Raw genomic sequence first — 13,346 nt, 5'->3', positions numbered from 1 at the left:
GCAGCAAGATTCAATGGTTACAACAGTAATGTAGATAATCTAAGGGTTTCCTGGGTTTCAACGATTAGATATAAATTCCTTTTAACCACATTCGTCGTCATTTCATTCCGCTGATGATGGATACTCTCTAACACCTGAAACAAGGTAAGGTACAGGAATTAGGTGTCGTCCATTTCAACGATACCCTGGAATGTTGAACTTTCCATCTGTTTTAATGCCGAAAGAAGCTTGTGCCTCCAATAGAACAGGGTTACGTGGGTAACGTCTCCCATCAACTTGGCTGCTTTACGGAGCGAATAACCCTCTATCATACATTCGATAAACTTCATCCAGCGATGAAGATGGCGCATGCGGTATATAATATCCACATTAAACTTCAGCAGAGCCAATAAAAAAAGACACTCCGTTTTTCATGAGTGTCTTTTTTTCTATTAATCCTGTTGTTTTTTCAAAGCTTCCTGCAGGGAGACTTGTTTCAACTTCCGTTTGGAAAGAGCAATCGAGAGTGCATAGGTCAGCATAATGACGACAAATCCTGCAGCTGCCATCCACAAGGATACATCTGTCGGAAGAATGAATCCTGTCTGCTCTACGAGGGAGTTCATCAACTGTCCAAGCGCCAAACCTGCCAGAGGTATTGAAATCAAATAAGAGAGCATCACAACAGGTGTATAAACACTAAGAACAAGCTTGGATACTTCACTGTTGTGATAGCCCATGACCTTGAACAAGGAGATGGAAGGCGAATTTTCCTCCACAATCAAATTCGTCAGCAGCGTAAGAACGATGACACTGATGACGACAGCAAAAACAGACATTCCGATTACCGATGACCGTGTAGCTCCGGATGTCGCTTCAAAACTGTCAATCACCTTCTGCTTATCTTCAATTTGATAAACATCCGGCCCCCGTTCCGGTGCTTCAGCCTGCCAGATGGCACTGTAAGCATCACCGGGATAGCCGAGAAATTCGTTAAAGGCCTCCCGGGGCAGGTAGATCTGACTGCCAATATACACATCAGCCACTCCTGCCACCTGGACGGTCATTTCCTCGTCATTTAAGGAGTTGGTAAGCGTGATGTCTTCCCCTGCCCCGACACCAAGGACCGCCACAGCTGGTGTACTCAGAACAGCACCTTCCTTAAGTTCGGAGTTGAGTTTTTCCTCGTCAGAAAGAAGATGGATATAAGGGGTGTTTGTTTCGATTCCATACCCCGTTAATTTTGCATCCTCACCTTTTACATTCACTTCGCCGACGGTAAAAGGTGAGGAACCATCGGCTGGTTCTTCCGTTTGTAAGGACTGATAATAAACCGCATAGTCGTAGGTCATAATGTCCTCATACGTCGTTTCCACCAGTTGATCCATACTGTTGAACGTAATAAAACCAAACAGCAGTAAAACGGTTGAAAACATGACACCAAGGAAGATATAAAGACTCCTCGCTTTGTTACGGACAAGGAGACGCAGTCGGAACCGTTGAATAAAGCTGCCTTTGTTCAATAACGGAAGACGCTCCAGCCACGATTTCCTGCCGACCGTCACTTCTTTCGGGCGCAGAAGTGTCAAAGGATCGACTTTTAAAGCCCTGTGAATCCCCCACCCTGTCAATGAGAGCATGAGCACCAGAGGAATAATCAGACCAATGATGAGCACCATCGGATTAAAATCGAACATAGATAAGGCAGGTAGATTGAAATAGTTTGCATATAGATTAGATAACGGAACGGATAAGGCGGCACCCGCTGCCAGTCCGAGAACCGTACCACTTAGGCCGATGACCCACGCATAGCCGAGGTAATGCCGAAGCAGTTCATTCCTCCGGTAGCCAAGCGCCAGCAGCGTCCCGATTTCCTTGCGCTGCATATCAATCCGGCGTCTCATTAAAAGAAGGACCATCGCTGCAGCAAGAGCCAGAATGAAGAGCGGGAGTGTATTGTTCATACTTTTTGCGCCTTCAATTTCTGTATCCACGAACTGAATCCGGGGGTTGTCACCGGCTTCTACAAATTGCAGAATGGTCGTCTCCGCACGGACAGCCTCCATGAAACCATCAGGAACCTCTCCATCACTGGACCATCCCGTGATTTCTGTCTGGGACAGGGACGACCATTGATCCATGACACGCTCTGAGGCTATGGCTATACCGAATTTCTCCGCATCGCTGATCAAATCCGTCAATTGTTCAATCATGTAAATATAGTCAGGAAGATAAACAAATCCTGTCACTTCCATCCGTTCTCCGCTGATTTCCACCTCATCACCGATATGCAAATCATTTTTTTCAGCAAAAACGGAGGAAACAGCGATTTCACTGTCGTCTGTCGGGTTCGAACCCTCGGATAGATAAGGAAGGTTGATTTCTTCTGTTTGTGAAAAGACCCTGAGCACTGAACCGTCTACATCAGCATCATAATAGGACCTGGCCTCAAGGGTGACACCAAACTCCTCCTCCCACTCCTGCAGCTTGGAGGAGTCCACCGGCTCAGAAGGTACGAAATGGAAGGTCTCCTGTTTATAATCTTCGGTAAACCTGGCGTTCCGCTCTTCCAACGTCGTCACAGCCATCGACAAAGAGACATACAGTGTAACAGCCAGCAGGAGGAGCAAAATGACACCGGCATATTGAAATTTCTTCTCTTTCAGTGTACGGATCATCGATTTTTTTAAAATCATGACCACGTCACCTGCTCAGGGTCCACCAGTGTCTCGTTTTCAAACGTCTCTACGATTTCCCCGCTGCTCATCCGGATCACCTGATGGGCCATCTCTCCGATTCCCTGGTTATGAGTAATGATGAGTACGGTCGTTCCGTACGTTTCGTTCACGTATTTCAGCAGCTTCAAAATATTCTTACCCGTATCCTCATCCAGGGCCCCCGTAGGCTCATCACATAACAGGATGTTGGGATTTTTAATTAATGCACGGGCGATGGCCACACGCTGCTGCTCTCCACCACTCAATTGAGAGGGGAATTTATCTTTTTTATCAAGCATTCCCACTTTTCTCAGCGTATCCTCCATAGAAAGCGGATTACTGCTCAACTCCCGGCCGACTTCTACATTTTCCTCAACAGTAAGAGTGGGAATAAGGTTATACTGTTGGAAAATGAACCCAATATTTTTTCTTCGATATTCCGTCAGCTGTTTGTCCTTCAATTCATCAAGCGTCCGGCCATCCACTACAATCTGTCCTTCGTCATAGCGGTCGATGCCGCCGATCACGTTCAAAAGTGTGGATTTACCCGATCCGGAAGGTCCTAGAATTGTGACAATCTTTTTGTCCGGTACAGTCAGACTCGCCTCACGCAGCGCCTTAACCATCACCTCTCCGCTTTGATACGTTTTTGTAACCTTTTCTGCGAAGATCGCCATTTCATCATCCCCATTAAAAAGTTTTGTAATATTTTATGTTTTATATTTCATTTTAAGTTTACAACACCCCTAAAAAAAGTCAACTACTTTTGTAATATTTATATGATATTATTTCATTTTTATCACATCCATCTGATTTGTTTACTGTTTACATACAAAAAAACCGGACAGAGCTTTGTATGCTCTGCCCGGTTTTCCTTAGAAAGAGGGAAGGTTGTCCAGGTTGTTGGATTGTATGCCATCCGGCTCACTGCGCAGATGGTCTTCCCCATCCTTACCACGAATCAGGTTCACGTGTTCCAACTCACCGATGCGCGCCATTTCGTGGGCCTGCTTATATTCGACCACACGCCCTGACGCCAGCTGCATCTCAACAATGCTTCCCTGACCGTTCTTTTTTACAGCGACAATTCGTTCCGGCATAGTTCTCAACCTCCTCCCTTATAGAATCCCCTGAAGCGTTGAGGCTATGAACAGCAAAGAATGGAAAAAGCAGCCGCTTCCGGCTGCTTTTGATTACATATCGTGCGATGTTTTTTGTTTTTGACGGGAATGACGGGCCTGCTTGGCTTTGTGTGAGCCCTGCGCCTTTTCGCCATATGCCTGATCCGGACCGAGAGGAATGTCCGGACGTGTTTGTTGTTTGGGTCCCATGCGGCGTCCACCCATTAGAAACCGCCTCCTTATCTGCGTTTTCGAGCAGGCTCCGGCCCCTCCATCATCGTCGCCCCTGGATAACTGAGGCTCTGATCACGGTCGGACTGGACCTTTCCGGACTTTTTCAATTTCTTTTCTTGTCGATCTCTACCCATGATTCCTTCCTCCCTTCCTGTTTAGTATGAAACAAAAAAGCGGAGTCATGCCTGGGAATCACTTTTTATAATCATCCAGAAAGTCTTTTTGAAAGCTGGTGGATACTTTGGTTTCATCCGGATTCGTCAACGTGCGGAAAGGGTTTTTCCCGTATTTCTCTGTGAGTGTATCAATGGTTTTATACAATTTTTCCTTACCGGCATACTGTTCATAATTGAATAGATCAAGCTGCTGGGTGACCTCGGATTTTTCTGCGAGGTCACCGGCAGTTACACCGAGAAGCCGGACAGGGTCCTGGTTCCAGTGCTGGTCAAAAAGCTGGATGCTGTGTTGGAACAGTTCATCGGGTTTACTGATAAATTCCTGAAGCTGGCGGCTCCTCGTCACCGTTTTCCGGTCATGATACCGGATCATGAGCTGCACGTTCCTGGCAAGGACCTTTTTCCCGTTCATCCTCGCAGCAACCTTATTGGAAAGCCGGCGCAGGACGGTTTGGATTTCATCCTCGTCCGTCGTGTCATGAGGAAGCGTTGTGGAAGTGCCGATACTTTTGAAATCATGCACAGCTTCAGGGTCCACCAGTCTGTCGTCCATTCCGTTGGCTCTGTTCTGCAGACGCTCTCCATTGATACCGAGGATCCCTTTCAGTTCTATGACGGAATGCAAAGCAAGTCCGCCGATCGTTTCGATCCCAATTTTTCTTAACTTCTCTGCTGTTTTGGATCCCACGCCGTGCATGTCTTCAATCGGAAGCTTCCAAAGCGTACGCTCGAGATCCCTTTTTCTTAAAATGGTTATCCCCATGGGTTTCTTCATATCGGAAGCCATTTTTGCCAGAAATTTATTCGGAGCAATCCCGATACTGCATGGAAGATCAAGCTCTTCGGCGATCCGCTGCTGAATGCGTTCTGCAATTTCAGGAGGAGAACCTTGGTCGGAACAGTCGGTAATGTCCATGTAGCCTTCATCAATGGAGACAGGTTGGACGAGAGAGGTCACATCGGCGAGAATTTTGAACATCTCTTTGGATGCTGTGCGGTAGCGTTCAAAATTCGGCCGCATCACCATCAGGTCCGGACAGAGTCTTCGCGCTTCTCCAAGCGGCATGGTCGTTTTCACTCCGTATTTTCTTGCTTCATAGCTGCTCGTCACGATGATCCCGCGTCGTTCTTCCGGATTGCCGGCAATAGCTAAAGGCTTCCCTTTTAAGCTGGGATCAAAGGCAGCTTCCACTGAAGCATAGAAGCTGTTCATATCCACATGAAAAATGACCCGCCCTTTTTTTGGATACCACTTTGAAGCCATACGTCTTTCCTCCATTAGAACATTTGTTCTTTTATTATAGCATAGACCACGGGATGTATGGTGCGGACTGCTCGCACTGGAAAAGGCTGCATCATTCAAGTGAAAAAACAGCCGAAATAAAAACCCGCACGGCGCTTGAGATACACCGTACGGGTTTTGTATAGAAGAAGGGACTCTCCCTCTTCGTTAAGATGCCGCTTCTTCAGCAATAGCTGTAATAAATTCGGCAATTTTTTCAAGTTCAGCTACAGGGATGCGCTCATTGGTCGTATGGATTTCTTCGTAACCGACGCTCAAGTTCACCGTCGGAACTCCATGGCCGGCAATCACGTTGGCATCACTGCCGCCGCCGCTGCGGAGCAGTTCGCTTTCCCGGCCGATCCGTTTGGCTGCCGAGCGGGCCACTTCGACCACTTCGTCACCAGCCTCCTGCTTATAGCCCGGGTACATGACCTGGATATCCAAGTCCACTTCTCCACCCATTTCTTCTGCTGTTTCATAAAATGCCTGTTTCATTTTCTCGACCTGCTCTTCCATTTTCGCAGGGTCGAGCGAGCGGGCTTCAGCGAGAATTTCGGCATGATCGCATACGATGTTGGTTTTCTGACCACCTTCAAAGCGTCCGATATTCGCTGTCGTTTCCTCATCAATACGTCCCAGAGGCATTTTTGCGATGGCGCGTGACGCCAGCGTGATCGCTGAAACCCCTTTTTCAGGAGCTACACCGGCATGAGCCGTTCTGCCTTTGACGACAGCATTGATTTTCGCCTGTGTCGGAGCCGCTACGACAATATTTCCAACCTGCCCGTCACTGTCAATCGCATAGCCGTATTTCGCTTTCAGGAGCGAACTGTCCAGAGCTTTCGCACCGACAAGGCCGCTCTCTTCTCCGACTGTAATAACGAATTGGATATCTCCATGCTCTACGCTCTGCTCTTTCAGAGAACGGATAGCCTCAAGGATGGCAGCAATCCCTGCTTTGTCATCCGCACCGAGAATCGTCGTTCCGTCCGTGACGACATACCCGTCCTCGATGGAGGGTTTCACGCCGTTCCCTGGCACGACGGTATCCATATGCGAAGTGAAGTAAATCGTATCGGCTCCATCTTTCGAGCCTTTGAGATTACAGATCAGGTTGTTGGCTCCGTGACCTGTCGCGGAAGCCGCCTCATCTTCCAGTACTTCAAGTCCGAGGTCCGTGAATTTCTTCTTGAGTACTTTGGAAATCTCTGCTTCCTGCGTTGTTTCGGAATCAATTTGGACGAGTTCTAAAAATTCGTCCAGCAAGCGCTGTTTGTTGATTTCTGCCATGGATATTTCCTCCTTCATATGTAACCACATTCCTCTTTGTACGTTAGCGGAACGAAAGAATCATGTCAATTAAAGAGGAATATTTCCATGCTTTTTATAAGGACGTTCCTCCCGCTTGTCCTGCAGCATATCCAAAGCCTTTACGAGTGTGCTCCGCGTTTCCCGTGGATCGATGACATCATCGATCATCCCGAGACCTGCAGCAACGTATGGGTTGGCAAAACGTTCGCGGTATTCATTGATCTTATTCTGCCTCGTTTCTTTAGGCTGGGCACTTTCCTTGATCTCCTTGGCGAAAATGATGTTGGCGGCTCCTTCAGGCCCCATGACCGCAATTTCAGCGTTCGGCCAGGCGTAGACAAGATCCGCTCCTATAGACTTACTGTTCAGCGCCACATAGGCCCCGCCATACGCCTTTCGGGTGATCACTGTAAGTTTGGGCACCGTAGCTTCTGAATAGGCATAAAGAATTTTTGCTCCGTGTCGTATGATTCCCCCGTGTTCCTGTTTAATACCAGGGAAAAATCCGGTTACATCCTCAAACGTAATAATAGGGATATTGAACGAATCGCACGTACGGATAAATCGTGCGGCTTTATCGCTGGAGTCGATATCCAGCCCGCCGGCCATATATTTCGGCTGATTGCAGACAAGGCCGACAGCCCTGCCGTCCATACGGGCAAAACCAACGACAATGTTTTTGGCAAAGTCTTTTTGAATTTCAAAGAATGACGACTCGTCCACCACTTCATCAATAATGACGCGGACATCATAAGGACGGATGGGATCAAAAGGAATCTTATCGGTCAGGTCCGGACGGAAATGATCCCTCGTTTCTTCCTGGATCATTGGTGTTTTCTCTTCGTTATTCTGAGGAAGATAACTGATGAGCATCCGTACAGCATCCAGGGCCTCCGCTTCATCCGTTGTCTTCATATGGGCATTTCCACTGAGCGTATTGTGAACGCCGGCGCCTCCGAGATCCTCAGCGGATATTTGTTCTCCCGTGACCGTCTCTATGACTTTCGGTCCCGTAATGAACATCTGGGACGTCTTTTCCACCATGATGACGAAATCGGTGATGGCCGGTGAATAGACCGCTCCACCTGCACACGGTCCCATAATGACTGAAATCTGCGGGATGACTCCTGAATAGATCGAATTGCGGTAAAACACCTGCCCATATCCATCCAGAGATGAAACCCCCTCCTGGATTCTCGCTCCTCCCGAGTCATTCAAACCGATGAAAGGCGTTCCGTTCTTGGCAGCCAGATCCATGACGGCAGCAATTTTCTTTGCATGCATCTCCCCCAATGCTCCGCCATACACTGTGAAATCCTGGGCAAAAAGATACACACTTCTCCCATCAATTTTCCCGTATCCTGTGACTACCCCTTCTCCCGGGGCTGTTTTGCCGTCCATCCCGAAGGCATCATGACGATGCTCTATGAAAGGGTTCAGCTCAATGAAACTACCCTCATCCAAAAGGTGATCGATCCGTTCACGGGCCGTCCATTTCCCTTTTTCGTGCTGCTTATCGATGCGTTCGTCCCCGCCGCCGAGTTCAACCTCTCTGCGCTTATCGTATAATTCGTTGATTTTATCGAAAATATCCATGTCTACTCCCCCTTCCCTGGCTGCCAGAGTTCATAAAGAACACCGCCGGAAGCTTTCGGATGCATAAAGGCAATATCGGCCTGATGAGCACCCGTTTTCGGCTCTTCATGAATCATTCGGATTCCCTGTTCCTTGTATTGCTGAAGGCGTTTATGCAGATCATCGACTTCCAAGGCGATGTGATGGATCCCACTGCCTCTTTTCTCCAAAAAGGAAGCGATGGCGGAGGTTTCATTCAGAGGCTCCAAAAGCTCCAGCTTCGTCTCACCAATTCTTAAAAAAGCAGCACGAACATGCTCCGATTCTACGTCCTCTACAGCTTCCAGTTCCATACCCAGCGTATGCTGATAAAAAGGAAGCGCAGCATCAATGCTTTCCACTGCAATCCCGATGTGGGCAATTTTCTTTGGAGTGCTGATCGTTTCCTGATGGATCAGCTGCTTAATATAAACGGCAATAGCGTCTGTCGGCGATCCGCTGGTGAAAATTTTGTGGACCCCTTTTCCTTCCAGATAAGGAATATCCTCAGCCGGAATGACTCCTCCACCGATGACAGGGATGTCATCGGCCCCTTCCTTTTTGAGAGCTTCCACTACTTTTGGAAACAAGGATTTGTGCGCTCCGGATAACGAAGATAAACCGACGACATCGACATCCTCCTGCACGGCAGCCCGGGCAATCTGCACCGCAGACTGTCTCAGACCTGTATAGATGACTTCCATTCCGTGGTCCCGGAGAGCCTGGGCGATGATTAAAGCGCCGCGGTCATGCCCATCCAGCCCTGGTTTAGCTATAAGTACTCGAATTGGCTTCATACTGACTCATCCCTTTCTACATCGCTGTATATTCACCGAATTCATCACGCAGGACGTTGGCAATTTCCCCGACTGTGGCATAAGCCTGGACAGCCCTGACGATCGGAGGCATGACATTGTCCTGCTCCGCTGCTGCGTTGCGGAGTTCCTGAAGGCAGCGATCGACGACTTCCTGATTTCTCTGCTCTCTTACCTGCGTTGTTTTTTCTATCTGTCCTTTTTCAAGGGCTTCATCCACTTTCAAAAGATCCGCATGGATTTCTTCATCCACCTGATACTCGTTCATGCCGACAACGATATCCTCTTTGGATTCCATCCGCTTCTGCGCCTCGTAGGCTGCCTGATGGATTTCCCGCTGCATGTAGCCCTTTTCTACAGCCTGAACAGCCCCGCCGAATTCACTGATCCGTTCCAGGTATGCACCGGCCTCTTTTTCAATCTGGTCGGTCAAGGACTCGACATAGTACGACCCAGCAAGCGGATCGACTGTGTCAGCGACACCACTCTCATTGGCAATAATCTGCTGTGTCCGGAGAGCAATTCTCGCAGAATCCTCTGTCGGGAGCGCCAGCGCCTCATCCCTGGAATTGGTATGAAGACTCTGGGTGCCTCCTAATACAGCGGCCAGCGCCTGCATCGTTACGCGGACAATATTATTATCCGGCTGCTGGGCCGTCAGCGTACTTCCACCTGTCTGGGTGTGGAAACGCATTTTCCAGCTCTTTGGATCCTCCGCTTTGTAGTGCTCTTTCATGATTTTAGCCCACATCCGGCGTGCTGCCCTGAATTTGGCTGCTTCTTCAAAAAACTGATTGTGGGCATTAAAGAAGAAGGCCAGGCGGGGAGCAAATTGATCCACCTTCAACCCTGCTTCAATGGCAGCATCTACATAAGCCATGCCGTTGGCGATCGTAAAAGCGACTTCCTGTACAGCGGTCGATCCTGCTTCACGGATATGATAGCCGGATATGCTGATGGTGTTGAATTTAGGCAGGTGCTCTTGACAGTAGGCAAAAATATCTGTGATGAGCCGCATGGATGGTTTTGGAGGATAAATATACGTCCCTCTGGCAATGTACTCCTTCAAAATATCGTTTTGAATCGTACCGGTCAGCTTTTCCCTCGGCACGCCCTGCTTCTCCCCTACCGCAATGTACATCGCAAGGAGAATGCCTGCGGGCGCGTTTATCGTCATGGAGGTGCTCACTTGATCGAGTGGAATTTCATGGAACAGCTGCTCCATATCTTTCAGTGAATCAATCGCTACACCGACTTTGCCGACTTCCCCTTCAGCCATGGGGTCGTCTGAGTCATAGCCGATCTGTGTCGGCAGATCAAAGGCGACGGATAAGCCTGTCTGGCCCTGCTTCAGCAGGTAACGGAAACGCTCGTTCGTCTCTTCTGCTGAACCAAAACCGGCATACTGGCGCATCGTCCAGTACCGGGATCGGAACATCGTCGGCTGAATCCCTCGCGTATATGGATACTGCCCTGGAAAACCGATTTGGTTTATGTAATTTTCACTTAATGATTCGGGTGTGTAGAGACGATCCACAGGAATATCCGAACTCGTATGAAAAGAATGACGGCGCTCTGGGAAACGCTGCATGGTTTTTTCTACATTCTTCTCCCATTCCTGCTTGAAATGTTGTCCATTGGATGACAGGGTCATTGGAAAAGCCTCCTCTTTCGTCTATTCTCTTCTAGCATACCAGAAATGAAGCGCTTACCTATCTAAAAATTAACATAATTCACAACAAATTGTGAATCCAAACGTCCCCTTGTCCATTTTCTTTTTTTTCGGTAGAATATTGAACAGGAACGACTGAGAAGGAGGTTACCAACCTTGGCTGAAACGAAAAAACGCTCAAAGCGGGAGCGCCGCATGAAAATCGTTATTTATATTATGATTCTCTCCATGGTTCTCTCTACGGTACTGGCGGGAGCGAGCTTCTTCCTATAAAAGAGAAAAAGCCGGGCAAGGTGGTTCTCCACCCTTCCCGGCTTTTTTAATTCAGAAACTGCTGCCATTTCTTTTTCAGCCACTGTTCATATAAATCTTCCATTGATACGTCCGGATCGTCCACGATCCAAACGTCCATCTCTTCTTCAATCATCGTGTATAAGGTTTCCACGTCGTTATTTTTCAGTCTGATACACCCTGCCGAAGCAGAGGTTCCGACCGACTCCGGCTGATTCGTGCCGTGGATGCCGTAAATCCGGCCGTCTGTTCCCTCTGCATCAAACCCGATCCAGCGGCTTCCCAGAGGATTTTCCGGAACGCCGCCTGGAATATTGTTTTTTCGATAATACGGATCTACGGCTTTTACTTTAATCACGAATAGTCCTTCCGGTGTGAGTTCATCGGTTTTACCGACAGCCGCAGAAGCTTGGAATGTCTGCTCCCCGTCCTCATAGACCACAAGTTCGTGTACGGCTTTGTTGACAAGGACGACAGGCTCTTCAGCAGACGCGGGAAGCAGCAGCTGGAGGCCGGTGAGGACAAGAAAAAAGAATGTCATGTATATCCCTTCTTTTTAATTCAAGTTTCCCCGCCCTCATGTCCTTTATACGTCACTCTTCTTAAATGACCGTTTAATGATTAAATATTCCTCAATCTCATTAAGCAGGTGAAAAAGACTGGCACGCATCTCAAATTCCTCGCGCGTCTGTGGAAGATCATCTTCCCTGAACTCCTCCTTCATCTCTTTGAACCGCTGCAGGTAAATGACCGCAGTATTACCAGGATGAATCGCCCCGGCTAAATCATCAAAGAAATCCGCGATTTTAGAGCTGTGCATATTCGAGGTGGAAATCCGGCTCACAAGCGGAAGCATCCGCTCCAATAACTCAAACTGTTTGGTCCGCATGTGAAAGTAATGATAAAAATGGTTATGAGTCCGAAGCAGGTGGTTTTCTACGTCCCTGTAGGATAAGGATTTGGCTTTTTCAAGCAGTGCCGCTGTTTCTGTAAGCTCATGTCCTGTCCAGTCATTGTCTCCATCTCTTAAAAACGTAGCAAGCTCTTTCATGATCAGGGAAAAGTTATGCTCGACCTGACTCCGGTATTCCCCCAGTTTATTTTCCAGACTCGGCATGTATAAATTCAGCAGCAGGGCCGTACCGATTCCTACAGTAATCAGGATCACTTCATTTATAATGATCTCCCAGCCTATACTGCCTGAGCCGTATAAATGGAGAATGATGACTGAACTCGTCACAATACCAGGTGTAATGTTCAGCCAGACGGTCACAGGGATAAAGGCAAACAGCATGATCCCGATAGCCAGCGGGTTATATCCGATCAGCTCAAAAAAGGCGAACGAAAAAACCATAGCTACAATACATGCTGAAAAACGGTGCCATGCACTTAAAAATGACCGCTTCCTCGTAATCTGGATGCAGAGAATCGTCAGGATTCCTGCTGATGCAAAGTTTTCCAGCTGCAGCATCTGGGCCACCCAGATGGCAAAAGGGGTGCCTAACGCTGTCTTAATGGTACGGTATCCTATCTTCAATGTCTGTCTAATCCTTTCTCTTCCTAATACTGTCTAAAACCCATGCAGAAAAGCAAAAGGACCTTTGCTCATCACAAAGATCCCAAGCCTTTTCTTTATTATACCTCTTCGCAGTATTCTTCAAAACTGCGCTGAAGCTTTCCGATGACTTCCATCGGTTCAAAGCCTTCGATATCATGACGCTCCACCATCGTCTGGATTTTCCCATCCTTCAAAAGCGCGAAGGAAGGAGAAGACGGCGGGTATCCTTCGAAATACTCGCGTGCACGGTTCGTCGCTTCGCGATCCTGACCGGCAAACACTGTGACCAGGCGGTCCGGGCGTTTATCATAATGAATGGCATGGGCAGCGGCTGGACGTGCAATCCCTCCTGCACACCCGCAGACGGAATTGACCATAACAAGAGTGGTTCCTTCCTGAGTCAGTGCCTGATCGACTTCTTCAGGTGAAGTAAGTTCGGTGTACCCCGCTTGCGTAATTTCTTCACGTGCTTTTGTAACGACATCATTCATGAAAATATTGAAATCCATTAGACATGGCCCCTTTTTATAAATACTATGAACATTTTACCAAGATAACGGAAGGCTTTCAATT

At 48.1% G+C, this 13,346-nt stretch carries 14 protein-coding genes and 1 pseudogene; 1 reads left to right on the top strand and 14 read right to left on the bottom strand.

Annotated features, from left to right (window positions below; translation table 11 throughout):
• Positions 1-161 precede the first annotated feature (161 nt).
• From ACXAGL_RS19825 to ACXAGL_RS19775, 11 genes and pseudogenes are all read right to left on the bottom strand, one after another.
• Positions 162-359: pseudogene (locus ACXAGL_RS19825) on the bottom strand (IS1595 family transposase); the annotation flags it as partial.
• A 72-nt stretch (positions 360-431) separates the two neighbouring features.
• Positions 432-2,675, bottom strand: coding sequence for an ABC transporter permease (locus ACXAGL_RS19820; RefSeq protein ID WP_474992479.1), 2,244 nt, complete (start codon positions 2,673-2,675; stop codon positions 432-434).
• Positions 2,672-3,373, bottom strand: a complete 702-nt coding sequence (locus ACXAGL_RS19815; RefSeq protein ID WP_474992478.1) for an ABC transporter ATP-binding protein — start codon at positions 3,371-3,373, stop codon at positions 2,672-2,674. Before ACXAGL_RS19815 ends, ACXAGL_RS19820 begins: the two co-directional genes overlap by 4 nt.
• A gap of 198 nt (positions 3,374-3,571) precedes the next feature.
• Positions 3,572-3,796: a DUF3892 domain-containing protein gene (locus ACXAGL_RS19810; RefSeq protein ID WP_474992477.1), complete on the bottom strand. Its 225-nt coding sequence runs from the start codon at positions 3,794-3,796 to the stop codon at positions 3,572-3,574.
• Positions 3,797-3,889: 93 nt separating this feature from the next.
• Positions 3,890-4,042, bottom strand: coding sequence for a small acid-soluble spore protein P (locus ACXAGL_RS19805; protein WP_027955473.1), 153 nt, complete (start codon positions 4,040-4,042; stop codon positions 3,890-3,892).
• A 14-nt stretch (positions 4,043-4,056) separates the two neighbouring features.
• Positions 4,057-4,185 carry a YpzI family protein gene (locus ACXAGL_RS19800; RefSeq protein WP_084163123.1) on the bottom strand — a complete coding sequence of 43 codons (129 nt, stop codon included), beginning with the start codon at positions 4,183-4,185 and terminating at the stop codon, positions 4,057-4,059.
• Positions 4,186-4,243: 58 nt separating this feature from the next.
• Complete coding sequence (locus ACXAGL_RS19795) at positions 4,244-5,491, bottom strand: DNA polymerase IV (protein ID WP_474992476.1); 1,248 nt, start codon at positions 5,489-5,491, stop codon at positions 4,244-4,246.
• Between the two features lie 186 nt (positions 5,492-5,677).
• Positions 5,678-6,802 carry a M20/M25/M40 family metallo-hydrolase gene (locus ACXAGL_RS19790; protein WP_206935097.1) on the bottom strand — a complete coding sequence of 375 codons (1,125 nt, stop codon included), beginning with the start codon at positions 6,800-6,802 and terminating at the stop codon, positions 5,678-5,680.
• 69 nt (positions 6,803-6,871) lie between these two features.
• Positions 6,872-8,419 carry an acyl-CoA carboxylase subunit beta gene (locus ACXAGL_RS19785; RefSeq protein ID WP_474992474.1) on the bottom strand — a complete coding sequence of 516 codons (1,548 nt, stop codon included), beginning with the start codon at positions 8,417-8,419 and terminating at the stop codon, positions 6,872-6,874.
• A 2-nt stretch (positions 8,420-8,421) separates the two neighbouring features.
• On the bottom strand, positions 8,422-9,234 hold the full coding sequence (mce, locus tag ACXAGL_RS19780; protein WP_474968938.1) for a methylmalonyl-CoA epimerase: 813 nt from the start codon (positions 9,232-9,234) through the stop codon (positions 8,422-8,424).
• A gap of 16 nt (positions 9,235-9,250) precedes the next feature.
• Positions 9,251-10,906, bottom strand: coding sequence for an acyl-CoA mutase large subunit family protein (locus ACXAGL_RS19775; protein WP_474992472.1), 1,656 nt, complete (start codon positions 10,904-10,906; stop codon positions 9,251-9,253).
• 174 nt (positions 10,907-11,080) lie between these two features.
• Here ACXAGL_RS19775 and prli42 point away from each other — a divergent pair, with 174 nt between their 5' ends.
• The gene (gene prli42, locus ACXAGL_RS19770) at positions 11,081-11,197 is read left to right on the top strand and encodes a stressosome-associated protein Prli42 (protein WP_242520466.1); all 117 of its coding nucleotides are present in this window, start codon (positions 11,081-11,083) and stop codon (positions 11,195-11,197) included.
• A gap of 46 nt (positions 11,198-11,243) precedes the next feature.
• Here prli42 and ACXAGL_RS19765 read toward each other — a convergent pair whose 3' ends face one another.
• The 3 genes from ACXAGL_RS19765 to ACXAGL_RS19755 all read right to left on the bottom strand — a co-directional run bounded on the left by ACXAGL_RS19765 (position 11,244) and on the right by ACXAGL_RS19755 (position 13,282).
• Positions 11,244-11,756 carry a L,D-transpeptidase gene (locus ACXAGL_RS19765; RefSeq protein ID WP_474971249.1) on the bottom strand — a complete coding sequence of 171 codons (513 nt, stop codon included), beginning with the start codon at positions 11,754-11,756 and terminating at the stop codon, positions 11,244-11,246.
• A gap of 45 nt (positions 11,757-11,801) precedes the next feature.
• Positions 11,802-12,752, bottom strand: coding sequence for an aromatic acid exporter family protein (locus ACXAGL_RS19760; RefSeq protein WP_027955466.1), 951 nt, complete (start codon positions 12,750-12,752; stop codon positions 11,802-11,804).
• 98 nt (positions 12,753-12,850) lie between these two features.
• Positions 12,851-13,282, bottom strand: coding sequence for a BrxA/BrxB family bacilliredoxin (locus ACXAGL_RS19755; protein WP_027955465.1), 432 nt, complete (start codon positions 13,280-13,282; stop codon positions 12,851-12,853).
• Between the last annotated feature and the right edge of the window lie 64 nt (positions 13,283-13,346).

It is taken from the genome of Halobacillus sp. ABA4_118 (genome assembly GCF_056160205.1).
This window is presented reverse-complemented; position numbering and strand designations above follow the sequence as displayed.